22 protein-coding genes, 1 tRNA gene and 1 pseudogene are annotated in these 23,923 nt (G+C 57.8%); 16 read left to right on the top strand and 8 right to left on the bottom strand.

All coding sequences use genetic code 11. From position 1 onward, the window contains the following. Positions 1 to 137: 137 nt before the first annotated feature. The 3 genes and pseudogenes from Mal65_RS27150 to Mal65_RS06265 all read left to right on the top strand — a co-directional run bounded on the left by Mal65_RS27150 (position 138) and on the right by Mal65_RS06265 (position 3,112). Positions 138 to 872, top strand: coding sequence for a hypothetical protein (locus Mal65_RS27150; RefSeq protein WP_231131293.1), 735 nt, complete (start codon positions 138 to 140; stop codon positions 870 to 872). Next, positions 865 to 2,307 (top strand): argonaute/piwi family protein, encoded by a 1,443-nt coding sequence (locus tag Mal65_RS06270; protein WP_145294934.1) that lies wholly within the window; start codon positions 865 to 867, stop codon positions 2,305 to 2,307. The genes Mal65_RS27150 and Mal65_RS06270 overlap by 8 nt, the downstream gene beginning before the upstream one ends. A gap of 88 nt (positions 2,308 to 2,395) precedes the next feature. After that, positions 2,396 to 3,112: pseudogene (locus Mal65_RS06265) on the top strand (ZIP family metal transporter). 432 nt (positions 3,113 to 3,544) lie between these two features. Here the strand turns inward: Mal65_RS06265 and Mal65_RS06260 are convergent. From Mal65_RS06260 to Mal65_RS06250, 3 genes are all read right to left on the bottom strand, one after another. Then, positions 3,545 to 3,618: transfer RNA gene (locus Mal65_RS06260), tRNA-Met, on the bottom strand. 140 nt (positions 3,619 to 3,758) lie between these two features. Further along, entirely contained in the window at positions 3,759 to 4,982 is a 1,224-nt protein-coding gene (locus Mal65_RS06255) for an agmatine deiminase family protein (protein ID WP_145294931.1), read from the bottom strand. A 6-nt stretch (positions 4,983 to 4,988) separates the two neighbouring features. After that, entirely contained in the window at positions 4,989 to 5,282 is a 294-nt protein-coding gene (locus Mal65_RS06250; protein WP_145294928.1) for a hypothetical protein, read from the bottom strand. Positions 5,283 to 5,867: 585 nt separating this feature from the next. Between Mal65_RS06250 and hpf the strand changes: the two genes are divergently transcribed. From hpf to Mal65_RS06235, 3 genes are all read left to right on the top strand, one after another. Then, positions 5,868 to 6,212: a ribosome hibernation-promoting factor, HPF/YfiA family gene (gene hpf / locus Mal65_RS06245; protein WP_145294926.1), complete on the top strand. Its 345-nt coding sequence runs from the start codon at positions 5,868 to 5,870 to the stop codon at positions 6,210 to 6,212. Between the two features lie 135 nt (positions 6,213 to 6,347). After that, complete coding sequence (locus tag Mal65_RS06240; RefSeq protein WP_145294923.1) at positions 6,348 to 6,827, top strand: PTS sugar transporter subunit IIA; 480 nt, start codon at positions 6,348 to 6,350, stop codon at positions 6,825 to 6,827. Next, entirely contained in the window at positions 6,827 to 7,141 is a 315-nt protein-coding gene (locus Mal65_RS06235; protein WP_145294920.1) for an HPr family phosphocarrier protein, read from the top strand. Before Mal65_RS06240 ends, Mal65_RS06235 begins: the two co-directional genes overlap by 1 nt. Positions 7,142 to 7,315: 174 nt before the next feature. Here the strand turns inward: Mal65_RS06235 and Mal65_RS06230 are convergent, their stop codons facing one another. Continuing rightward, entirely contained in the window at positions 7,316 to 7,588 is a 273-nt protein-coding gene (locus Mal65_RS06230) for a hypothetical protein (protein WP_145294917.1), read from the bottom strand. A gap of 244 nt (positions 7,589 to 7,832) precedes the next feature. Here Mal65_RS06230 and ptsP point away from each other — a divergent pair, with 244 nt between their 5' ends. From ptsP to Mal65_RS06215, 3 genes are all read left to right on the top strand, one after another. Next, the gene (gene ptsP, locus Mal65_RS06225) at positions 7,833 to 9,578 is read left to right on the top strand and encodes a phosphoenolpyruvate--protein phosphotransferase (RefSeq protein WP_145304729.1); all 1,746 of its coding nucleotides are present in this window, start codon (positions 7,833 to 7,835) and stop codon (positions 9,576 to 9,578) included. Beyond that, positions 9,578 to 10,345, top strand: coding sequence for a TIGR03936 family radical SAM-associated protein (locus Mal65_RS06220; protein ID WP_145294915.1), 768 nt, complete (start codon positions 9,578 to 9,580; stop codon positions 10,343 to 10,345). The genes ptsP and Mal65_RS06220 overlap by 1 nt, the downstream gene beginning before the upstream one ends. A gap of 106 nt (positions 10,346 to 10,451) precedes the next feature. Then, complete coding sequence (locus tag Mal65_RS06215) at positions 10,452 to 12,056, top strand: Rne/Rng family ribonuclease (RefSeq protein ID WP_145294912.1); 1,605 nt, start codon at positions 10,452 to 10,454, stop codon at positions 12,054 to 12,056. A 97-nt stretch (positions 12,057 to 12,153) separates the two neighbouring features. Here the strand turns inward: Mal65_RS06215 and sthA are convergent, their stop codons facing one another. After that, positions 12,154 to 13,545, bottom strand: a complete 1,392-nt coding sequence (sthA, locus tag Mal65_RS06210) for a Si-specific NAD(P)(+) transhydrogenase (protein WP_145294908.1) — start codon at positions 13,543 to 13,545, stop codon at positions 12,154 to 12,156. A gap of 302 nt (positions 13,546 to 13,847) precedes the next feature. Between sthA and Mal65_RS06205 the strand changes: the two genes are divergently transcribed. From Mal65_RS06205 to Mal65_RS06195, 3 genes are all read left to right on the top strand, one after another. Continuing rightward, positions 13,848 to 14,801 carry an ABC transporter ATP-binding protein gene (locus Mal65_RS06205; protein ID WP_196784616.1) on the top strand — a complete coding sequence of 318 codons (954 nt, stop codon included), beginning with the start codon at positions 13,848 to 13,850 and terminating at the stop codon, positions 14,799 to 14,801. A 9-nt stretch (positions 14,802 to 14,810) separates the two neighbouring features. Next, positions 14,811 to 16,013 carry an ABC transporter permease gene (locus Mal65_RS06200; protein ID WP_145294905.1) on the top strand — a complete coding sequence of 401 codons (1,203 nt, stop codon included), beginning with the start codon at positions 14,811 to 14,813 and terminating at the stop codon, positions 16,011 to 16,013. A gap of 206 nt (positions 16,014 to 16,219) precedes the next feature. Next, the gene (locus tag Mal65_RS06195) at positions 16,220 to 16,900 is read left to right on the top strand and encodes a 3-keto-disaccharide hydrolase (RefSeq protein WP_231131291.1); all 681 of its coding nucleotides are present in this window, start codon (positions 16,220 to 16,222) and stop codon (positions 16,898 to 16,900) included. Positions 16,901 to 16,930: 30 nt separating this feature from the next. Here the strand turns inward: Mal65_RS06195 and Mal65_RS06190 are convergent, their stop codons facing one another. Together Mal65_RS06190 and Mal65_RS06185 are read right to left on the bottom strand one after the other, a co-directional pair. Beyond that, on the bottom strand, positions 16,931 to 17,740 hold the full coding sequence (locus Mal65_RS06190; protein WP_165701103.1) for a biotin--[acetyl-CoA-carboxylase] ligase: 810 nt from the start codon (positions 17,738 to 17,740) through the stop codon (positions 16,931 to 16,933). Positions 17,741 to 17,874: 134 nt separating this feature from the next. Then, complete coding sequence (locus Mal65_RS06185; protein ID WP_145294900.1) at positions 17,875 to 18,138, bottom strand: hypothetical protein; 264 nt, start codon at positions 18,136 to 18,138, stop codon at positions 17,875 to 17,877. Between the two features lie 421 nt (positions 18,139 to 18,559). Here Mal65_RS06185 and Mal65_RS06180 point away from each other — a divergent pair, with 421 nt between their 5' ends. Next, positions 18,560 to 19,333, top strand: coding sequence for a response regulator transcription factor (locus Mal65_RS06180; protein WP_145294897.1), 774 nt, complete (start codon positions 18,560 to 18,562; stop codon positions 19,331 to 19,333). Between the two features lie 82 nt (positions 19,334 to 19,415). Here Mal65_RS06180 and Mal65_RS06175 read toward each other — a convergent pair whose 3' ends face one another. Beyond that, positions 19,416 to 20,012: a sigma-70 family RNA polymerase sigma factor gene (locus Mal65_RS06175; RefSeq protein ID WP_165701101.1), complete on the bottom strand. Its 597-nt coding sequence runs from the start codon at positions 20,010 to 20,012 to the stop codon at positions 19,416 to 19,418. Between the two features lie 487 nt (positions 20,013 to 20,499). On the opposite strand from Mal65_RS06175, the gene Mal65_RS06170 reads away from it, so the two are divergent. The 3 genes from Mal65_RS06170 to Mal65_RS06160 all read left to right on the top strand — a co-directional run bounded on the left by Mal65_RS06170 (position 20,500) and on the right by Mal65_RS06160 (position 23,914). After that, positions 20,500 to 20,934 (top strand): ExbD/TolR family protein, encoded by a 435-nt coding sequence (locus Mal65_RS06170; RefSeq protein ID WP_145294891.1) that lies wholly within the window; start codon positions 20,500 to 20,502, stop codon positions 20,932 to 20,934. Then, positions 20,931 to 21,407, top strand: a complete 477-nt coding sequence (locus tag Mal65_RS06165; protein WP_145294889.1) for an ExbD/TolR family protein — start codon at positions 20,931 to 20,933, stop codon at positions 21,405 to 21,407. Before Mal65_RS06170 ends, Mal65_RS06165 begins: the two co-directional genes overlap by 4 nt. Before the next feature lie 95 nt (positions 21,408 to 21,502). Next, positions 21,503 to 23,914 carry a hypothetical protein gene (locus Mal65_RS06160; protein WP_145294886.1) on the top strand — a complete coding sequence of 804 codons (2,412 nt, stop codon included), beginning with the start codon at positions 21,503 to 21,505 and terminating at the stop codon, positions 23,912 to 23,914. Positions 23,915 to 23,923: the final 9 nt, after the last annotated feature.

The raw sequence follows: 23,923 nt of genomic DNA, 5'->3' as shown, positions 1-23,923 counted from the left end.
TTCTGCCGGTCGAGAGGATGCCTCGCTATGTTTTTTCGGCACCATGCACTGTCAGTGAGCGAGCAGTGAAGACTGGCCTCATTAAGCATGGTGGCGTCGGTTTCATGACGCCTTACATCATTCGAGAAAAGCGACTCATGACGTTTTGCGATCTTGAGTCAGTCGATTCGCCCTTTGCCGACTTGATCGACCATGCGGACGTGCGTGATGAGGATGGATTCTCTGATTGGTGGCCGAACCCAGATCGCTTGCGCTGGTATGTCGATTTGTTGAATCGATCGCTGAACAAGATGACCGGCAGAAAAGGATTGCAACTTGACCGAGATCACAACCGCTACTACTTCGACCCTGACGAATCCGGAGAAAAACGGTCGATTCGATACCAAACGCTGACCGGACGTTGGTCGACGCTCGGTGTCGCATGGGAACCAACGTCAAAGAAAACTGGAAAAGGCAAAGGCTATTGGGAACACTTGGCGGTTAGCCTTCGGTTTGAAAAAGTCGGCGATTCAAGTTGGTGTTTTTCAATTCGCCCCGAACGCCGGTTCACCAAAGATGGCTTGGCGGAACTAGCAGGCAAGGCGACCGGAAAGAAAGCAACCAGTCGGAAGTCTAGAATATACAACATTGACTATCGACAAGAGTTGCAATTTTGGCGTGACTATTTCTGCAACGGAACGCCTCGCATCTTGTTTGACTTTGGCGGTCAGTCGCTGGTCATTCAATCTCAATTCGTGGAGCCAACCGTCAATTGGCCTGGTGTTCATGGCGACATTCCGCAGCCAGACGAAATCGAATACGAGGATGACTTGTTTTCGTTTTCGGAGTACCACCAATTGATTGACCATCGTTCGGGAATCAGACATGAGTAAATCAGCAATCTCGGCGAGTGGCGAGCTTGTTATCCCTCGCGTCACTTGCATTTTTCACGACGAACCAGCTATCCGGTTTGGTTGCGAACGAGAGCACGTATCGCCTCAAGCTGGGCTGTCGTTGTACGGTCCGCGATTCGTTGAGGACGATCACCAGCACCCATCGACGGTGCGAGTTGGGTTCATTGGTTCTGGCAAGTCGATTGGGTTAGCCGAGCAATGGATTAGCGATTGTGCCGATGGCGTCGCTGGCGATGGCGTCAACTTGGATTTCCCTGGCTACAAAGAAGACCGAGGTTTTTATTCGCGTTTGTCCATGTCAACGAAGTGGCGCGAAAAAATTACGGCAAATGAGATTGCTGCGATCAGCTCTCTAAAGTTCAGACGCGATCGATTCGAGCAAGCATTGCGACTAATATCCGAAAAGGCTCACTACCTCAGCGAACTGGATTCCGAACCACAGGTGTTAGTTCTTGCATTGCCTGATGATCTCCTGGCACACTGCAAGACCGTTGAGTACAAGGATCCCGACGCTGGAAGAGTGCATCGAGATTTTCGGCGGGCGTTGAAGGCGGAGTTGATGCGATATCGGATCCCAACGCAAATCCTGCTGCAGCACACGACAGAGGCAACGCCAGTTTCACGAAACGTTGATCACAAGTCTCGGTGCGCTTGGAATTTCTTCACCGGAATGCACTACAAGGTCGGCGCTGCCCCGTGGGGGCCAATCATGGACTCAGCTGGATCACTGTTCATTGGAATCAGTTTTTTCAAGGCATTGGGAACACAGCAGGGTACGATCCGAACCAGCGTTGCCCAGGCATTTGACGAACGCGGCGAAGGTATCGTTCTACGCGGAAAAAGCTTCGAGTGGGATGAGAGTGCCAATGGAAGAAGTCCGCACCTCAATGAAGACCAAGCTAAGCAATTGATTGACGATGCGGTGAAGCGCTACAGCCGGGAAACCGGTCACTCTCCAAAGCGTATTGTCATACACAAGAGCTCTGAGTACTGGCCGGGCGAATTGCTTGGATTTCGCAGGGCTCTCGAATCGGTCCGTGAGCACGATCTGGTTTCGTTTCGTTACAACGATCGGATACGTCTGTTGCGGCAAGCGAGCTATCCAGTGTTAAGGGGAACTCAGTTCACTGTTGGTTCCCGTACATTTCTTTACACAACCGGCTACATTCCAAGCCTTCGGCGTTTTCCACATGGTCACGTTCCGTCACCGCTTGAGATTTCAGAACACCACGGTGACTCTTCCATGGAGGAAATTTGCCGTGAAATCATGTCCCTAACGAAACTGAACTGGAATTCATCCTTCTTCGCTTCGACAGAACCGATCACCTTGAAGTTTTCAAGAAGTGTTGGCGGAGTGATGAAAGAGATGTTAGACGGCTTCGAGCCGAGGCCACAGTTCAAATACTACATTTAGACAGCTTCACCTAGCCCTACGGGTTAACGGGTAACTTGGTGGGCGGCAGTGATGCAGCCGTTTTCGGAAAACGCGGCGGGGACTCATTGTGAACGAATTGGTGCAGGTGTTGTTGCTGACGACGATGGCGGGGGCTGCCATTCCGATTGGTGGTGCGATCGCGATGGTCGAGAAAATTTCGCCCTAATGGATCGAAGAAGAGTTTCGTCACAGCGTGATCGCGTTCGGCGGCGGCGTGTTGATCTCGGCCGTTGCCTTGGTGCTGGTGCCGGATGGTGTGAAAGAATTGTCTCTGGGCTGGATCGTCACCGCCTTCGTTGCCGGCGCGGTTGTGTTCTGGGGATTGGAGACGCTGCTGGCGCGGTCGAAGAGTTCGATCGCCCAGTTGGTAGCGATGCTGTCCGACTTCATTCCCGAGGCGATCGCACTGGGAGCTGCCTTCGCGCACGGCGAGAAGACCGGATTGTTGCTGGCGGTTTTGATCGCGTTGCAAAACTTGCCCGAGGGATTCAATGCGCATCGCGAGCTCAATGCGACCGGGGACATCGGCGGCAAGAAACTCGTTTGGTTGCTGGCGGCTTGCATTCCGCTCGGCCCGTTAGCTGGGTGGGTAGGCTTCGAGCATCTCGCGATTTACCCGAGAGTCGTCGGTTTCATCATGCTGTTTGCCGCCAGCGGGATTCTGTATTTGACGTTCCAAGATTTGGCACCTCAATCGAAGGTCGAGAACCAAAGGGCACCCGCGATCGGTGCCGTGCTCGGATTCTTACTCGGCGTCGTCGGCCAAGTCTTGCTCAACGGATAGTTCGCATCGCCGCTCTCCATTGAGGCTGGAAGCCGGCAATTTGGGCTTCTCAGTGTCTCTAAATCACATGACCCGGCAAACGGTGTTTGTGCTCCGTTTCGGTGGGTCGCTACGAAGTGGGTGATTGGAAACGTCGCGATTTTCAGGGGCAAACGCGGTTCTCAACTGGACCGAAAGGGAGGTCGCTACGGCTCCTAACCCAAACCGGCTAAGACACAGAGAACGTAAGAATTCTGGCCCAGAAACCGAAATCCGGCCGCGAGTGCCGGCCTGAGTGTTCTCAGGATTCTGAGACGACAGAGAAACCTCCGCCACGAACATCGACGCAAGTCGTGCGTAGACAGCGGGATAAAACGAAAAAAGCCGATGCGGAGCACGCATCGGCTTTTCGTTAACCGTTGGGTCAGAACTTGTTCCAACCTTTCAGAGAAGTTGCGGGAGCCGGATTCGAACCGACGACCTCGAGGTTATGAGCCTCGCGAGCTACCGGGCTGCTCCATCCCGCACAAGGAATATCGCAGGATCTTCACGGTTTGCCAAGGGCCGCCGAAGGCATCGAAGCCAACTAGCTGAGAAAAAGTTTCGACCTTGCAAAGTCGACGAACAGCGAACCGCCGATGAAGCATTCGCCCCAAGCGAATGAAGGTCAGCCCGTGATTGTTACGGCCGGTTGATGAAGCGATGCACAGTGCAGTGCACCCAAACCCCAAGCCAGGTCAAAGCAGTCCACCGGATCGATTTGGCATGTCGGCAAAGCGCCGCGCAGAATGTCCAGCGCACCAGCGTCAGCTTCGCGGTCACGGAACGTCGGCATCAAGATCCGATCGGGGCCGAGTCGCAGAAAGTTGCAGTAACTTTGAGGCACCGCTTGCCCGTCGATGAAACGAGGGGCGGGCATCGGTAGATCGATCACCGTCACGGCGGGTTCGGTTTGACGCCCCCAAGTGATCAATTGCCGGCGGATCTTTTGCAGCGACAACTGACTGGGGCCATGTCGATGGTCGGCCGTCGCGACAACCACCGTGTAGGGATCCAAGAAGCGAGCCAGTTGGTCAATATGACCATCGGTATCGTCACCGGAAATCGGGGGAGCGTTTGCGTCTTCGCCCGAAGATTCTTTGTGGCCGATTTCGTTTGATCCAGAATCACTGGGATCAGATTCGCCCAGCCACACGATCTCGGTCACGCCGAGGGTGCGATAGAGTTCTTCGGCGATCGCTTCCTTGGACATGCCTGGGTTACGCGTCGGTCCGACCAGAGTGGTTTCGCACACCAACAAGCGACCGTTGCCATCGGTTTCCAGCGCGCCGCCTTCGGCGCACAACGGCGATTCGATCAAGCGAGCCGACACATGGTCGGCGATGCGAGGACCGGCGGCGGCGTCGCGTTGAAAGTGCTGGTACTTTCCACCCCACGCGTTGAACCGAAAATGGACGGCGGAAAGCGGGACCGCAGCATCACGAGCGTCGCCGCTTGGTGTCGCGGCCGAGACTTCGCCCGATGTCGCGGGCAAAAGTTCGCCCGATGTCTCGGGTAAAAGAAGGTGCGGCAAGGTAAAGACCGGGCCGTAGTCGCGAATCCAGCAATCGTCGGTGGGCGTTTCCAGAAACCGGATCTCCATCAACGCCTGAGTTCCCGACGACGGATCCCCATCGAATTGACGGCGGATCAATTCAGTGGCGGAGGGCACCAACGACTTGTCAGCGACGATCCACACCGGGTGGGTGCGAGCGATTTCGACGGCCAAGCGGGCAAAGAATGGCGGAACGTTTTCAAAGTGGCCCGGCCAAGTGTCCGTTTTGTGTGGCCACGCCAGCCAGATCGCTGACGCGGGGTGCCATTCGGCGGGCATGCGCCAGGGCAGCTGCACCGCGGGCTACTCCATCGCGATTTCTTCTTTGACCCGCTGGATAAAGTGGGGCGACTTACCGCCCTTGCTGAGTTCTTCGGCGCGTTTTTCGGCTTCGTCCCGCTGGTCGAATTCGAACACGGCGACCCGCTTCAGGTTTTGGCTGAAGACGCCCCAGTACAGCTTCATGCGGACATCGGCCGCGGCCTTCTTCGTTTTCCGCGAGCTGCTTTTTTTCTTTTGTCTCTTTTCAGCAGTTTCCTGCTCCGTGGCGAGTGCTCGGGCGGCGAGTTCTTGGCGGCTTACGACCGAACGTGGCATCGAGAGGGGTCGGGGTTAAAAGGGAAGAAGGCGTTGGGGGACAAACCGCAGAAAATAGCAGTTCAGGCGTTCGTTTGTCACGGGGGAGAATCGCCTCGGGCGGACAACAAGGCGGTAAAAACGCGGTTTCGGGTCCACTTTCGGGGCCGAACGCAGGGCCCACAGGCGGCGGGCCGGTAGCGGCGGATGTGGGGAATCGGGGGCGTGGGGATTGATTCCCGGTCGATTGGTGAAAAAGGATCGCTATTCGCGGCGGCCAATTCCCTTTATGCTTGGGATACCTCAAAGAGAGTTAAGCTGCTGGCGGATGGAGAGATGTCAGCGGCCGCCGACGTGTTCGGCGTGCTGGGTAATCCCAGTGCAGCCGGAATTTGCCCCCGATTGGGGCTCGATTCCGGCCGGCGATCGCGGGACCATCGCGTCCCGTGGTGAAAGCACTGTGACGGTCGGCACGGCGGGCGATGAAAGCGGTCGCGGGCCCGTCGATCGGCGGAACGAAGCATTTCGTCATTTCTTCGTCCGGGGCCCCGTGCGTCGGCGGGATCGTCCAGTGGTGCAGGATACATTCGTCGGAGCGATCACAGCATGCAAATCAGCGTATCGGCACGTCACGGGAGTCTTCAGCCGGGCGATCAGGAATTGATCGAAGAAAAGGCCGGCCGCCTGCGTCGACTTTACGACCGTGTCAGCGCGATCGAGGTGACCGTCGAACTGGTCAACCTGGACAAGCCCGCTGTCGAAATCCGTGCCTCGGTCGAACAAGCTGACGACTGCGTGGCAACCGCCGAAGCCAGCAACGTCTTGGCGGCATTGGATTTGGTGATCCCCAAGGTGGAACAGCAGCTGAGGAAACTGAAAGACAAACGCACCGGTCATCGAGCCACCGGACACAAACACATCGAAAACCCTTCCACCGCAGCGGAAGACTGATCGTCCGGCCCCGTCCCGTCCCTGTGGTGCGACGGTGCCAACCTTCAATTTTTCAGTCGCGTCGGTCACCCCTGGTCGACCGCCGCCCTGCGATCCGCTGCCGTGATTCACCTTCCATAAAGGAACCCGCTTTCCATGAAGTTCTCTGACTTTATCAAGACATCCGCGATCCGCGCGGAGTTGGCCAGCGAAACCAAGCAAACCGTCATCGAGGAATTGGTTCAATCGCTGCAAGAGGCCGGCGAAATCGACGCCGACCAACGCGACGACATCATCGCCGCGATCATGAAACGCGAAGAATTGGGCAGCACCGGCATCGGCCGTGGCGTTGCCGTCCCGCACACCAAACACCCCAGCGTGCAAAAGCTGGTCGGAACCGTCGGCGTCAGCCCCGGCGGTGTCGATTTTGATTCACTGGACGGCGAACCCGTTCAACTTTTCTTTTTGCTGATCAGCCCGCCCGAACGCCCCGGCGATCACTTGCGTGCCTTGGAGAACATCTCTCGGCAATTGCGTGACGAAACCTTCTGTCGTTTCCTGAAGCAAAGCAAGACTGCCGAAGACATCCAGCAACTGCTGCAAGAAGCAGACGACAATCAATTTGCCGCAGGCTAATGAGTACCAGCCCTTTGGAGCGGACCGTCACCGTCGTCAATCCGCAAGGTTTGCACGCTCGTCCGGCCGACATGATTGTTCGTGCGGCCAACAAGTACACGTGCAACATCTTGATCGGCAAGTCGGGTGAATTGGTGGACTGTAAAAGCATCTTGTCGCTGTTGACCCTGGGCGCCACCCAGGGCACCGAGTTGTCGATTTCGGCACAAGGCGACGATGCCGATGCGGCGATCCAAGAGATCAGTGCCCTGTTCGAAAACGGCTTCGAAGAAATGAAGCAGTTGCAGGACGCTGAACATCCCGCCGAACCTTGAAATAGTCGAACCTTGGAAAGCCGAGCCTTCACACGCCGGACCGACGACCGTCCCGGACCAACGACCGTGCGGAACGCCCACACGCCGAGCCACTAGGAACGAACCCTGGAACCACGACTGTTTGCCCGGCAACGGATCGCCGTACGAGCCGTTGCATCGGAGCCGGGTCACGGTTCACACTTTGCCGCCGGCCACGGGAGTCTCCGATCCGACGTCAATGTGACGTCCCGCGTGGAGCGATCGATTCGGCACGTTGGCTTGCTTCGCGGCCGATACCCGATCAACGTCCAGACGCGGGCTGATGTCCAGGCGACAATCGTTCAGAAAGCCATTGGGGCGGTGATTGGAAAGACGCAAGAAATCGAAACATTGGACTTCCTTGCCGATTCCACGCCCCCACAGACCCAACAAGGACGCCCGATCCGATTGATCATTGTCGCGGTTCAATCTGACCGGTGCCGTCACCAACAAAACAAGACACCGGGCCTTGGCCCGAACCAAACAACCAACCAATACAAGCCAAAACGAGCCTACGGAATGAGCCGCTGATGGTGCGAATCGGATCGTTCACACGGTGAACGGCGGTGACATGCGGGTCCATCGATCTGCATCGCCCTTGGACACCAACGTTGTGAACGTGTTCGCCGACGGAAAACCACGTCACGCACCCGTCACGGCTTGTCGACTGATGATGGTCGAGCTGCAAGGAATTCCCGTTGCGCCGGGTGTTGCCATCGGACCAGCCTTGGTGCTGAACGCCGAAGGATACAGCATCCCGCGTTGTCATATCGCGGCCAGCGACGCGGCTGCCGAACAGATGCGGCTGCGCGTGGCCATTGAAGAGGTTTCGAAACAAATCGAAGCCAATCGAATGCAGACTGCTGCCGTTGCGGGTGAAGAAACCGGTGACATCTTTTCGGCCCAACTGCAGATGCTGCATGATCCGCGGCTGAACGCTGAACTGACCAAGCGGATCGCTTTCCAACGTCACAGTGCCGCCTATGCGGTCAGTCGCGTGCTGCACAATTACGCGACCGCACTGCGACGGCTGGACAATCCGCTGTTGGCCGAACGAGCGCAAGATGTGCTGGACATCGAACGTCAACTGTTGACCGAACTCGGTGCGGCAACGCGTCGGCCGCTGGAAGACCTGAGCGAATCGGCCATCGTGTTGTGCCACATGCTGACGCCCAGCGAAACGGCCAGCCTGGATCGTCAACACGTGTTGGGTTTCTGTACCGAAACCGGTGGCCCCGGCGGGCACACGGCGATCGTGGCCAAGGGATTGGAATTGCCCGCGGTGGTCGGCATCGGACCTTTCTTGGACAAGATCAGCGACCAAACCTTGGTGATCGTCGACGGCGACCATGGCCGGTTGATCGTCGATCCCGACGAAGAAACCGTCGCTCGTTATCGCCGCCGCAACGAAGAACGTCGGGACTTGGCCCAGCGTTTGTCGGAACTGCGGTCGCTGCCGGCCGAAACGTCCGACGGCGTCCGAATCCGCTTGAGTGCGAACATTGAATTTCCGCACGAGGCCGCGTCGTGTTTGGAACGCGGGGCCGATGGCATCGGTTTGTACCGGACCGAGTTCCTGTATCTATCCAGTGCCGAAGAACCCAGCGAAGAGGATCACTACGAGGCGTACAGCCAAGTGATCCGCGAAATGGATGGCCGTCCGGTCGTCATTCGCACTTTGGATTTGGGGGCCGATAAAATGGGGCGGCACCCGCAAGTGGATCGTGAAAACAATCCCTTCCTGGGGCTCCGCAGCATCCGTTTGTCGCTGCGTCACCTGGACCTGTTTCGCCCCCAATTGCGGGCGATTCTTCGTGCCGCGGTCCACGGCGATGTCCGCGTGATGTTCCCCTTGATCACGACTTTGGCAGAACTGCGGCAAGCCAAAATGCTGCTCAGTACGGTCGCCGAAGACTTGGCCGTTTCCGGCGTCCCGTTCCGCAGCGACATTCCAATCGGCATGATGGTCGAAGTGCCCGCGGCCGTTTTGATGCTGGATCGGTTTGTCCGCGAAGTCGACTTTCTTAGCATCGGGACCAACGACCTGGCACAGTACACGTTGGCCGTCGATCGCAGCAACGAATACGTGGCTGAACTGTATCAGTCGACCGATCCGTCGGTGTTGTCGCTGATTCGCCGCAGCGTCGAAATCGCCAACGCCAACGACACCCCGTTGGCCGTGTGCGGTGAAATGAGCAGCAACCCTGCGCGGGCGTTGCTGTTGCTGGGACTGGGTATCCGAAACCTGAGCGTCCCGCCGTCGTCGTTGCCGCGGGTCAAAAAGGCGATCCGCAGCGTGTCGATCGAAGAATGCCAGGCGATCGCCGAACGCGTGATGACGTTCGAAGCGGCGCGGGACGTCGATCTGTATTTGATCGGCCGTTTGCGTGAACTCGTTCCGGAATTGGTGGTCAGTTGATGCGCGTCCGCTATCGCATTCGTTTCGCCAAAGTCGGCTTGCTGCGTTGGATCAGCCATCGGGACTTGGCAACCTTGTGGGAACGGTTGGCCCGCCGCGTGCGTTTGCCGCTGTCGATGACCGAGGGCTTTCACCCCAAGCCGCGGATCGGATTCCCATCGGCTTTGGCGTTGGGCATCGAAAGCCTGGACGAAGTCGTTGAAATTGAATTAACCGAGTCTCCGGCTCCGGCCGATTTGTTGGCGGTGCTGGCCGGCGACCGGCAACCGGGTTTGCTGATCCGCAGCGTCGCGCGGCTTCCCGAAGGTTTCGGCAAGGCGCGTCTGCAGAGTGCCGACTACGTGATCACGATTCCCGCCGATGCCGATCTGGCGGCGGTCGAATCATCGATCCAGCGTTTGAAAGACGAGCCTCATGTTTCGGTCCAACGGAAACAGAAAACCGTGACCGCGGATCTGTCCCAACAAGTCCCCGTGATGCAGTTGTGCGATGCCAGCGAATCGCACGACCGCGTGGCACCCGATCCTCAATTCGAACACCAACAGCGTTTGCACTTGTCGATGAACAGCGTCGACGGCGCCGCTCTGAAGCCGGGCGATGTCCTGGAATTGATGAATGTCCAACACTGGATCCCCGCCGGATCCACCATCACCCGCACGCGAATCGTGCTGGTCAAAGACTTTACACCCGATGATCCCGACCAATACGCGGTGGCATCACCGCCGGGATCCGAACATGAAACACTGAAACCGTCGGCGTCCATGTAAGCATTCGTTGACCCCAAAGTTTTTCTTTGGCGATTCGCCTTGGCGGTTGAATCAAACACGAATGCCGACATCCAGCCGGCCCAACACCGAACGAGGTGAACCAACGATGACGACCAAAATGTTGATCAACGTTTTGCAGCCCGAAGAAAGCCGCATTGCCATTTTGAAGGACAATCGGCTGGAAGAGCTGTACATGGAACGCAAGAGCGTCGAAGCATTTGCGGGCAACATCTATCGGGGCAAAATCGTCAACCTGGAACCCAGTATCCAAGCGGCCTTCGTCGACTTTGGCGTCGGCCGCAACGGCTTTCTGCACATCAGCGATGTCGAACCGCAGTACTTTCGCCAAGGCGGTTACGACCCCGAAGAAATCATGCGGGAATCGGATGAAATGGCCGAAGCGTCTGCACGCCGCGCACGTGAATCGGGCCGTGGCGGCAAACGAGTCTTCAAAGGTGGTCGCCCGCGAGTGAAGCCGCCGATCCAAGAGATCTTCAAACGTGGCGACGAAGTCCTGGTCCAAGTGATCAAAGAAGGCATCGGAACCAAAGGCCCCACGCTCAGCACCTATATCAGCATCCCCGGCCGCTATCTGGTGTTGATGCCCGCGCTCGGCCGCGTCGGTGTCAGTCGCAAAATCGAAGACGAAGACGATCGCAAACGATTGAAGCGATGCCTGTTGTCACTGAACCCACCCAAAGGCCTGGGCTTCATCGTTCGGACCGCCGGCGCGGGACGCAAAGAACAGGAGCTGCAACGTGATTTGGAATACCTGTTGCGGCTGTGGAAGGCGATCGTCCGCCGCGTGAAAAACAAGAAGGATCCCGGCGAAATTTACGCCGAAAGTGATCTGATCATTCGCACCATCCGCGATATCTTCAGCGACGAGATCGACGAAATCGTCATCGATGAAAAGGAAAGTTACGACCAAGCGCGTGACTTTCTAAAGATGGTGATGCCGCGGGTGGCCGATCGGCTGAGCCTGTACGAAGGGCGGGAACCGTTGTTCCACAAGTACAAGCTGGAAGAGGAAATCGTCCAAATCAACCAGCGGCAGGTTCCGTTGCCCGACGGCGGCAGCATCGTGATCGATCCCACCGAAGCGTTGGTGGCGATCGACGTGAACAGCGGCAATTTTCGCGGCAACGATTCGGCCGAAGAAAACGCATTCCGCTTGAATTTGTCGGCGGCCAAGGAAATCGCTCGCCAATTGCGTTTGCGTGACCTTGGTGGTGTGATCGTCAACGACTTCATCGACATGCGAAAGGAAAGCCATCGTCGCAAAGTCGAACGGGCGCTGCGTGACGCGATGTCCGAAGACAAGGCGCGGACCAAGATCTTGCGTACCAGCCCATTCGGTTTGATCGAAATGACACGCCAACGGATTCGTCCGGGCTTGAAGCGAACGATCTATCAAGATTGCCCGTGCTGTCAGGGACGCGGTTTGGTCAAAACCGCCGAAAGCATGTCGATCGAAGTCATCCGCATGTTGGCTTTGGCCGTCAAGAACGAACACATCGATCGCGTTACTGTCCGAGTCAACGACGAAGTCGCCGCGTACTTGAACAACAAGAAACGTCGCGAAGTGACCGAGATGGAAGATTCCGGCAAGATGACCGTGCAAATCTTGGGCAGCGAAGGTCTGTTCCCCGAACACTTGGAACTGGACTGCCGCGACGAACACGGCAACCGCGTCGAAATCGACGCATAGGAATTCTTTCGATGTCGACGCCTCGGTCACAGATTTTGATTCGACCATGTTCACAGCCAGGTCGATTCCCCGTGACCGAGACGATCACCGCGTGCTGCTAAAACAACCGATTGACACCGTTCAAGGCCGCCACGCGATACGCTTCGGCCATCGTCGGATAGTTGAACGTCGTTTCGATGAAGTAGTTGATCGTGTTGTGTTCGCCGGGCTGATTCATGATCGCTTGGCCGATGTGAATGATTTCCGAAGCGTTGGCACCGAAGCAGTGCACGCCCAGGATTTCGCGTGTGTCACGATGGAACAACAGTTTCAACATGCCGGTGGTGCTGCCGGTGATCTGGGCCCTTGCCAGACTGCGGAACTGTGCTTGGCCGACTTCGTAGGGAATACAGGCTTCGGTCAATTCACGCTCATTACGTCCGACCGAACTGATTTCCGGACTGGTGTAGATCCCTGTGGGAATGTCGTGAACCCGCAGGTTTCCGTCCGCGGTTCCCAACAAATGCATCGCCGCGGCGCGGCCCTGGGTGTACGCGGCGCTGGCCAGTGACGGCATTCCGATCACATCGCCGACGGCATAGATGTGCGGCAGCACGGTTTGGAACTGTTCATTCACATCGATTTGGCCACGGCGGTTGGCTTCGATCGGAATGTTGTCCAGCCCCAAGTCATCGGTGTTTCCTTGGCGACCGTTGGCCCACAGCAAAACGTCGGTCTTCAGACGCTTGCCACTTTTCAGGGTCAAGATCACGCCATCGTCTTGCGGATCGATCGAATCCATCGATTCGTTGTGGCGAATGATGACGCCCTGGTCACGCAAGTGATAGGAAAGGGCGTCAATGATTTCGTCGTCCAAGAATTCCAGCAACTTCGAACGCGAGTTGACCAAGTTGACTTTGATCCCCAGGTTCCGAAACATCGACGCGTATTCGGTGCCGATGACGCCGGCACCATAAACCGTGATCGAATCGGGACGTTCTTCCAGATCCAAAACCGTGTCGCTGTCAAACACCCGCGGGTGGTCAAAATCGACGCCCGGCGGACGCCACGGACGGGTGCCGGTGGCGACGACAAAGAATTTGGATCGAATCAGCTCGCCGTCATCGACTTGTACGGTGTGTTCGTCGACAAACCGGCATTGGCCACGGTGTACCGGAACGTGATTGCGGTCATAAAACGACTGCCGCATGGAAACCTGTTTGCCGATGATCGATTGCGTGCCGCGTTGAAGTTGGGCCATCGACGGGCTGACGTTGACACCCATTTCACGCAAAACAGGATTCCGCAGCGATCGCATCGTGCTGGTGACCGCGTATCGCAGGGCTTTGCTGGGGATCGTGCCCCAGTGGGTGCAGCCGCCGCCGATTTGCTGATAGCGTTCGGCCACACCGACCCGCAGACCGCCCTTGGCCGCCTGCATCGCGGCGCCTTCGCCGCCCGGTCCGGTCCCGATCACAAACAGATCGTAGTGAAAGTTCGATGTAGTCATTGCGTCGGTCGATCCCTGCTTTCATCGCCAATAGTCCAAACGAGCCGACGTACCGGGTGCGTCGGTGCCCAAGGTTTTACGATACCCCGACGCAGCGTCCAGACCGTGCTGCGGCAACGACCAGGGTCGACAACGGGCATCGGGACCACATTAATGCGATTTTGCGTGCCCGCGGGACCAAAGAATCCCCCAGCAGTTCGCTGTTTCGATCATCCTGGCGTTTGCGGTACGATCTGCCGGTAGTTGTCCCGCTGATGTCCACACCGTCCTGACCGTCTGATTTTCGGCCGAGCCCCAAAGCCTTGCTACAGATCCAAGACCTGCGAAAGTCGTTCGGTTCGACCCGTGCGGTCGACGGGGTGACGTTTACCATGGGCGAAGGCCGGCGAGTGGCACTTTTGGGCCCCAATGGCGCGGGCAAAACCACCACGATCCGCTGTATCTCCGGCCGGACACGGGCCGATTCGGGGTCGATCACGCTTTCGGGACGACCGATCGATGAAGCGGGAGTCCGCGACGGGATCGGATTGGTTCCGCAAGACATCGCCGTGTATGGCGATCTATCCGCGAAGCAGAACTTTTACACGTTCGGTCGATTCCACGGACTGCGTGGTGACAAACTGGCCGACCGGATTGATTGGGCACTTCACTGGACGGGTCTGGACGGTCGCGCCGACGAATTGGTGGCCGGATTTTCCGGTGGCATGAAACGACGGGTCAATCTGGCGTGCGGTGTGTTGCATCGGCCGCACCTGATCCTGCTGGACGAACCGACCGTGGGCGTGGATCCGCAGAGTCGTCATCGAATTTTTTCAATGCTGAACGATTTGAATGCGGCCGGGACGTCAATTTTGCTGACGACCCATCACTTGGACGAAGCCCAGTCGCAAAGCGACAAGATCGTGATCGTCGACCAGGGCCGCGTCGTCGCCGAAGGCAATTTTGATCAGCTGGTGGCCCAAACCGTCGGGCCCCAGCGTTTGGTTCGTCTGCGTGTGGATCAGACGTCACACTCACCGCCACAGCCGCACCGCCGGACGCCGGGAAGCGGACCGCAGCATCAACGGGAAACGGTGACCGCCGGTGCACGCCGATTCGCAACATTGACCGCAAAGATTGATGATGTCGGCCGTGAATTGCCCGGTGTTCTTGAATCCGCAAGACAACAAGGCTTTGCGATTCACGACGTCGAAGTCCAAGCGCCCACTCTGCACGACGTTTTTTTGCATCTGACCGGACACGATTTGCGAGACTGACACGCGGCCATGATTTGGACGGTCATCCAAACCGGTTTTCGTCGACTGGTCCACAATCGTGTGGAACTGGTGATGACGTTCATCGTGCCAATCGCATTCTTCAGCATCTTCGCCGTAATTTTCGGACGCGGCATGGGCACCACGCCACGAATCAAGGCCGTGGTGGTCGATGAAGTCGAATCTGCGACAAGTCAAGCCATTGCATCGGAGATCCGCGAAAGTCCGGGAATTCGCTTGATGCAACAAGACGATCAAGTTCTAACCCGACAGGATGCGCAAGACTTGGTACGAGGCGGCAGCGTGACGATCGCGATCGTCCTGACCGGAACCGACGCCGAGATCCGTGCGGATTTGTTGGCCGACACCTCGGATCAAGTGGCACCACAAGTTGTCACCGCCTTGGTGACTCGAACGCTGATGATCCACGCGGCCGGATCATCCGGCATGTCCGTGATGGCCGCATCAGCCGTGGGTCCTGCCTCCGCGTCCGGTGGCGATGCGGATGGAAGCGACGAACAAAGCACGACGTGGGTCAGTGACGTCAACGCCAAGCCGGCCGCCGCCATGGCCGACGTCCAAGTCGTGGACGTGATGAAATCAGGAAAATCCAATCCGGTCGTCAGCATGTACGCGGCGGGCATTGCGGTGATGTTTTTGCTGTTCGGTGCCGCGGGCGCCGGCGGTGCGATGCTGGAAGAGAAGGAAAACCAAACGCTCGATCGCCTGCTAAGCACGCGTTTGTCGATGGACCAATTGTTGCTGGGCAAGTGGTTCTATCAAACGATGCTGGGAATGGTCCAAGTCAGCGTGATGTTTGTCTGGGCAATGATCGTCTTCGGCGTCGACCTTTGGCATCACCTGGACGGGTTCATCGTCATGACTTGTGTGACCTCCGCCGCGGCCGCTGCCTTCGGTTTGGCCTTGGCAACACTGTGTCGTTCCAGAGGCCAGCTGAATGGGTTGTCGGTCATCTTGATTTTGACGATGAGTGCGCTGGGCGGTTCGATGGTGCCGCGTTACGTGATGAGCGATTCATTGCGTCAGGCCGGGTTGTGGACCTTCAATGCATGGGCCTTGGACGGTTTCGACAAAGTTTTTTGGCGCGACTTGCCGGTATCCACGCTTGCCCCACAGTTGGTGGTTTTGTTGGCATGCACCTTTGGTTTCTTGATGCTGGCGCGATTGTTGGCCATTCGCTGGGAAACGGAATGACGTTTGGCAAGCGACGTACATCGTCAGTGGGCACACGTGCGGACTAGCGGTGACCGACCGATCGGGTGGCCATCTTCATCGCTTATGTTTGGATACGCCTGTGTTATCCTGGTGGACCGGCGTGGTGCGATTCACCGATGTTGGAATCGCGTCTTTTGAACCGCGCCCGAAGCAATCCGTCCAAACACTTTGGCCCCCGAATCAGCATGAAAAACCAACTTGGCGTCCACGTTGTCTTTGCTTGTTTGTTGTTGTCGCTGACGATCAACGTATCCGCTCGGGGCGATCAGCCTGCGTCTGTCGCCGATGCGACCAGCGAAGATGGATTCGTCACCCTTTTTGACGGCCAGTCCTTGGACGGTTGGACCGGCGCGGTTGACGGTTACGAGGTGGTCGACGGGGCGATCCAGTGCAAAGCCAAGCACGGCGGAAACCTGTACACCAAGGAAGTGTACGGGGACTTTGTGGTCCGATTGGAATTCCAATTACCGCCACGGGGAAACAATGGTCTGGCCATTCGTTTTCCGGGCAAGGGTGATCCCGCCTACGTCGGCATGTGTGAACTGCAGGTGCTGGACAACACGCATCCCGATTATGCCAACTTGGACGATCGACAATTTCACGGCAGCGCCTATGGCATGGCGGCAGCCAAACGTGGTGCATTGAAACCGGTCGGTCAGTGGAACGAACAAGAGGTGACGGTGATCGGATCCACCATTCGTGTCGTCTTGAACGGCCAAGAAATCCTGAACACGGATCTGTCGAAGATCGATGAATACTTGGCCGACCGACCGCACCCCGGCAAGGATCGTGTGGAGGGTCACTTTGGTTTTGCCGGCCACGGCGATGCGGTCAAATTCCGAAACGTCCGCATCAAATCGCTCTAGGCCCAGCGGTCCCCATCCGTCCCGCAACGCTTAGGCGGGACGCAGCCTTTGCACATCGCCCGATCCCAACGTCAGAATCGTATCCTGAGTTTGGACACGAAGGTGGCCGGTGGGATCGATTCCCAAGCATCGACCGGTCATCGGTTCGTTGCCACGCGTGAACCGGATTAGTTGGCCGGACAGCCAGCATCGACTGCGAAATTCGCCCAGCACTGACTCCGGTGCATTTTCTAGTTCGGACAACGTCGACAAGATTCCGGACACGATCGGAAACAGCACGCCATAGCGTTTGATGGGTCGCCCGACGTGCTGGCTGAGCGAAATCGCGGGAGGTACATCAGGACCGACGAAGTCCGGTGCGCTGGACACGTTCAAGCCGACGCCCACGATGACGCGACGTTTGCCCGATGGTGTGGGCGTCGATTCCTGGACCGCTTCGCACAAGATGCCGCCCAGTTTGGAATCCCCAAGAATCAAATCATTGGGCCATTTCAAACGCAACATCAGGGGAGCGAATTCGAAATCGATCGCCCGGGCGATTCCGACGCCCACCGCCAATGGCAAAGTTTCCATCGTTCCCGCTTCGACGACCAGGCTGAATGTCAGCGTGCCGTCATCGCTTTCCCACTGACGCCCCATTCGGCCCCGACCGCCGGTTTGTTGGTCAGCCAGCACCAAGCGAGGCAGTTGGGACGAATCCATCGCTTCGCTGCGGACTTGGTGAATGGCCAGTGTGTTGGTCGATGCCGTCTCCGGCAAATACACCGCGGTGGCGCAAACATGTTCATCCAGCAGGCGTTTAACAGCGGCTTTTCCAGACGGATCAATTTCCGATTTCATGGGCTCGGGCAGAAAACGAAGGACAGTAAACATCGCGAAGCAAACGTCGCATCCAAACGAAGCGGCGACGACGGTCGCCCACGATCGGGCGGTCACCAAGCCCGTGGTCGGCCGGTCAAAGACAAAGGCATCGATCAATCACCGCCGATCGCTTGCCAGATCGATGTTAGGATTCCCAACACCACGGCGCCCAGGATTGCCAATGTCGTGTACCGCCACAATGGGCGAACGGAGGTGTTCCAGGATGCCGATTCAAGCGGACCGGTGCCGCCGTGATTCGCGCGAACGTATTCGTCGTAATCGAATTCGTCGTAATCGAATTCGTCCTCCCAGTCTTCGGCTCCCCATTCTTCGCCTTCGACGGCATCGTCATCCCATGGGTCATCAAGATCATTCATCGAAAACCGGCGCGGCGCTAACGTACAAGTGGCTTGGGAACAATCACATCGACGGCATCTTGGCCATCGTCTCAAAGACAAAACGAGATCGCAGGAGTGATCGGCGGCAAATTAACATCCCTGTGCCGTCGCGCGATGACAAAATGGCGCACTGTGGCGAGGGTTGAGCACACGGGTATTCGACATGCCGAAAACCGTTTCGCGAAGTATAAAACGAAGGGAAAACAATCGGGATTTTTCCGTGTTTTTTTGACGCCCAGCCGTAATTTGGGGCCATGAATGGACGCTAATAGAAAGTGTGGATCATCCGTGCCAGCAGGCGGCAGCACTTCTGATCAACCAATAATCGAGGAAACAGGGCAACAAGACTTTCAACCGATCCAATGCATGGGCATCGTGCGGACCGTTACTGTCCGGATGAATGGCGTTGGTCGGGTTAGGTGGCAAAGTGGGTACCAACACGTTGTATTTGGTCGCAGCCGTTCGCGACCAAGCCGAGGCATTGGCGGCAAGCTGCGAATCGGCTGACTGGGCACTTCAATTCTGTACCGGGCCGAGTGAGTACGCTTGTGTGCGTGACGCATCGCACCCCAGCTGTGCGGTGATCTTTGAAAGCAAGGGGATCCCCCCAAGCTTCCTATCGCTTCGTGACATCGCCGACGAAGTTCCAATCCCATGGCTGGTCTTGACCGACCGTCCCGATATGGCGGTGGCGACCAAGTGGATGCGGTGCGGCGCGATGGACGTCTTCCCAGTCGACGTGGGAACACTGACTTTGCGAGCGGCAATCGAAAATGCGATGCGAGTTGACGCTGAACAGGCGTCCTTGAATCGCCGCATGGCCGACGTCAAAGCCGCTTATGCAACGCTGTCTCCACGTCAACGCGAGATCATTCACTTGGTGCTGGAAGGTCGGCAGAACAAATGGATCGCCAACAGTTTGGAAATCAGTAAGCGGACCGTCGAACTGGACCGGGCAACCGTGCTGGCCAAACTGAACGTGGAGAATGCTGTGGAATTGGCTCGACTGGTGACCGAATTGCGTTGCCATGAGCAATGGGGTGGCTGCGTGCATTGCCGCATCGATCCGGGAACCAGCAACGTGGCCGGGCCACATTGGCAACACACCTCGCAAGGTCGACCACAAGCGGTTGCCGAATCGCCCCATCGGGGCGGCAGTGATCCAACGGCGTGAAATCGCCGCGTTGCGGTCCCGCGTGTGCTGACCAATTCAACCGACCGAGCGGTATGCCTCGGCCGCAATCGGCTGGCGATTCCTAGCCAATCGCACAATGGGTGGCGTCTGCATTCCGACGGAGCGCCCGCATGATTCGATGCTGTGCAACTCGCAATCCGCCCAGCGACATGCCCAGATCTTCTGCGACCAAGGCCTGGGGTTCTTCGCATAAAACGACGCGGCGAAACGCGTCCAGGTTGCGTTTGCTGAACCGATCGCCCAACGCGTCCAGGCACTGCTGGACCAACTCGCTTTCATACTGCCGATCCCACCGCGACGACAACTCGCTGCGATGATCTTCCAGTTGGTCGGCGATCGATGACAAATCCGCGACCAGCGCACAATCGTGTCGCCGATCGCGGGAGGCCCACAAGCGCCGCATGCGATTGGCGGTCACGCGTCGCAACCAGCGTGGAAAACATGTCTCATCGCCCGAATCGACGAAGGTCTCGATTTCCGAATGCACGGTCGTCAGAACCTCCTGACGAATGTCTAGCGCGTCGGCCGATTGGACGCCGGCTTGTTCCAACCAAGCCAGAATCATCCGGTCGTAGGTCTCGGTGAACACCTGCCAAGCCAAATCACTATCGTGGCGAAGCAGCCGCTGAATTTTTCGAATTTTGGTCTCTACAGACACACACGGCCCCCAAACCATTCACAACCGTACACTTTGAACCAATGCCCAGAACCGGCCAACGATCGGCATTCCGCCACTAGGAGCGTGCAGGGTGCCATGAACAACCACACCTGAGCTTCAAGCAATTATCACCAGGATTCAACGCTCATTTTGCACCTAACCGCATTTGGCAAACCTGCTTCCTTGTCCGATGTTTGGTCATGGGCACGACAAACAGACTGTTTGTGGGGTAACGATCCAATCATCGCGAGGTGGCAAGACTTGACCGGGGCACGTCGGGTCGATGATTCGCGATGGACGATTTCCCAGCCCGCGCGGGGCCACGGCGCGGGCTGGGATTTTTTATGCGCCGGTGCCGTTCGTGTTCGCAGGCCCCGAAGAGTTTAGCGCAGGCCCCGCAGCCAGCGTCCCCAGCCATTGGGCGAGTGGGTTTCGCCGGATCCGGTGATCGGATTGCGGTGAACGTGACGACGCCTAGACTGACGGAATGAAAATTCCTCAGTCGCGGCAACGTGGTTCGTTGGGCGCGAACATGACGCCGATGATCGACGTGGTCTTTCTGTTGATCATTTTCTTCCTCGTGTCCAGTCATTTGGCACGACGCGAAAGTCGTTTGCCGATGGACCTGCCCGGCGCACAGACGTCGGCCGATGCCGATCCGCAGCGGGCCGCGCTGACCATCAACATCGACCAAGCGGGACGCATCGTGGTCCATGGGGTCGCGGTCAGTCCCGATGACCTGTTGGCGATTTTGAACGATCACCTTCGCCGCAATGAATCCGATGCCGCGGTTCGTGTCCGTGCTCATCGCTTTGCCGCGTATCGTTCGGTCGAACCAGTGTTGCGGACCGTCGCTGACACAGGCATCCACGATGTCCGGTTGTCGGTACAAAAGTCCCGTGTCGGGGGAGCAACGCGATGAAGGTTCCCGCGGCCAGCGAAGCAACATCATTGGAGGTCAAGATGACGCCGATGATCGATGTCGTGTTCTTGTTGCTGGTGTTTTTTGTCTGGACCAGCAGTTTCGAAAAGCCCGAATTCGATCTACCCAGTTCAATTGTTCAACCGCCACAAGGAACCAGCGAGGTCGAAACCGCCGATCAACCGGCGGAATCATTTGATGAAATCGTTGTCCGCTTGATTGAATCCGCGGGCACGATGCAAATCCGCATGAATGGGCAAGCGATCGATACCGCAGACCAATTGCGTCAACGATTGTCGGAGATTTTGGCGTTGGATGTGGAACCGTCGGTCGTGATCGACCCGGACGGAAATATCACCATGGACGATGCGGTGCATATTTATGACGTTGCGCGGTCGGCAGGAGCGGCAAGAGTACTGTTCGCCACCGACGACACACCCGACGCCGCCGTGTCGCCGCAGGTTGCACCGTGATGGTCAGAACACTCAATTGCGAAGATTGCCTTTCGAATCACAACACTGGGGCACCTAGACGTTGCACCGGAGCCGCTGCCGGGTCCCGCGTGCGGATGTCTTTCGCGATGGTGCTGGCGGCAATGATCGCTGTGGTTTCACCGTCGCTGTCGTCCGCATCCCAAGACGGGCCGGTCGGTCGCTGGTCGACTGTTCGTTCGGCCGACGTTGCCGACCGAATGATCCAGGCATCCGCGTTGGACGAGGCTCTTGGGTGGTGCATGCGGAATCGTGGCCGGTTGGCACCGCAAAGCGAATCGGGGGTCTGGTGGCTGGCCAAATCGATCGAGGTCCAAGCGTTGATTTTGCGGCGTGATGCTGGCGACCCGGCATCGATGATTCAAGGCGTGATTGAACCGGCCGATTCGTTTCTGAGGGCATATCCGGATCATTCGCGACGCTGGTTCCTGCAGTGGTCCATCTGGTCGGCTCGTCGAACCGTCGCGGAGTCCACCGTTCTGGACGCGATCCAGCGGCGGGGTGACGAATCGTTGGTCGATCGTGCGATGCGATTGATGCTGGACGTCGACCGGGGTCTGGATGACTTGGCGAATCGTGTCGACGACGCCGTCCAAGACCGGCGACAATTGCTGCAGCGGATGACACCGCCGGGTGATGATACGCGTGACGCGATGATTCAAGATCTGTTGCATTTGCGACAGCGAATCGGCATCGCCCGTGTCTCCGGTGCACTTTTGCGTACCGAACTGTTTGATCCTCAGAGCCGAGACTTTGTGGGCAGTGCCGCCACCGCCGTACGTTTGGCCGCCGACGCCGCCGCGGGTTTGCCGGAAGGCTCGGAGGCTCGCAATGCAATGGAACGGCTGTGGACAGAATCGCTGTTGCGAGCCGGACGCTTGGACGAAGCCCGGCGCCGACTGGATTCGGTTGACGGTCGTTCGTCCGATCCACAATGGACGGCGTTGGCCATTCGTCTGGCGATTGCCGAAGGCGACCTTGGCAGTGCCCGTGGCGACTTGAAAACGTTTTACGGCGGTACGCCAAGTTCCGCGTCATCGTCCATCGCAATGGATGACGCACGCTTGCGATACTTGATGGCGTTGTCGGAGTCCTCCGATGCACCAACGGATTCGACCGCCGCGATTACGCAATGGGTCGATGCGATCGGGCAAAGACACGGAAAGTTCGCACGCCGTCGAGCGGAATCATTGTTGCTGGCTGATGCCGGTGACGATCCGGGGTCGATCACATCACGTGTCGAACTATTGGCGATTGCGGGCCGCGATCACCTTCGATCCGGGCGATATGGCGAAGCGGCCGAAAGCCTCCGTGCCGCGGCCACGCGAGCCCCGGCGGCCAAACTGGCTTCGCAATACGCCATCCAAGCGGCCGTCGCCTATCAACAAGCCGGGGACCCAAACGCGGGTGCACGGTTGCTGAGCGACATTGCCAAGAAGCACCACGAATACAGCCAAGCGCCCGCGTTGGCGCTGCAGGCGATCGTGTTGCGTAGCGAAGCCGATCCCGCCTTCGCTACGCAAACGTTGATCACAGAATTGCGAACCATGGTGACGTCATGGCCTGGATCATCGCAGGCGGTCGCCGCGAAGCAATGGGCACGATCGGTCTTTGAACGAACCGGGCAGCCGTGGCAGGCCGTCGATGTGCTGGCGTGGAATCCCCTGCAACACTGGGTGCCCGATGAAATCAGGCAAGCCAAACAGATCGGTGTGCGTGCCCTTTCCAGCGGCACGGAACCATCGAACCCAGCTCCGGTGCAAGCCGTTGTTTCGAAACTTTTGGAATCCACCGATGCGCCGGTGTGGGACGACGAAGACGTTGTCACGGCGTTGGCTGAATGCTTGGTCTTGTTCGCCGACATGTCGGATTTAAAAAAGGTGACGCAGGAAACGAAACTGTCGCTGGATGGTTTGCGACCGCCACTGGATGTGTTTCTACGATTAAGACAAGGCGGAAAGTCCGCGTCGATGCCACCGCCGGATGACGCGGACTTGGCCAAAGCCATGGCGTGGCGACTGATGCGCGACGCCAAAGAACGCCGGGGAATGCGTCGGCATATCGCGGGCCAACTGATCCAGTGGCCGACATTATCGCCGGACGATTTCGCCGCCGCCGAACGATTGATCTGGCTGGGCCGCAGCGATGAAGCGATCGCACGGTACGATGCCATGCTGTCATCATCGCCGGGTGGAATCGCCGTGCTGCGACGTGCCGCATCCGACTTGTCCGACAGTCGTCAGGGCGACGACTGGAAAGAAGCGGTCAAGCTTTGGGATCGGCTGGCATCCGGCGTTCCTCAAGGAAGCGATGCTTGGTACCAAGCACGACTGAGGGCCGCCAAACTGTATCGGCTGTCCGGACGTGCAAGCGAGGCGGACAAGCGGGCACGCTATGTTTTACTGACTCGTCCGCCGAATGACCCGAAGCTGAAACAAGCTTTCGGGGCTCTGGTGCTGACCGAAGCGTCCGAAAAGTCAGGCAAGTAGAAGGCTGTC

Source organism: Crateriforma conspicua (genome assembly GCF_007752935.1).
Classification (GTDB): domain Bacteria; phylum Planctomycetota; class Planctomycetia; order Pirellulales; family Pirellulaceae; genus Crateriforma; species Crateriforma conspicua.
Note: the sequence above shows the minus strand (reverse complement) of the source record. Positions and strands in the feature narration are given on the sequence as shown.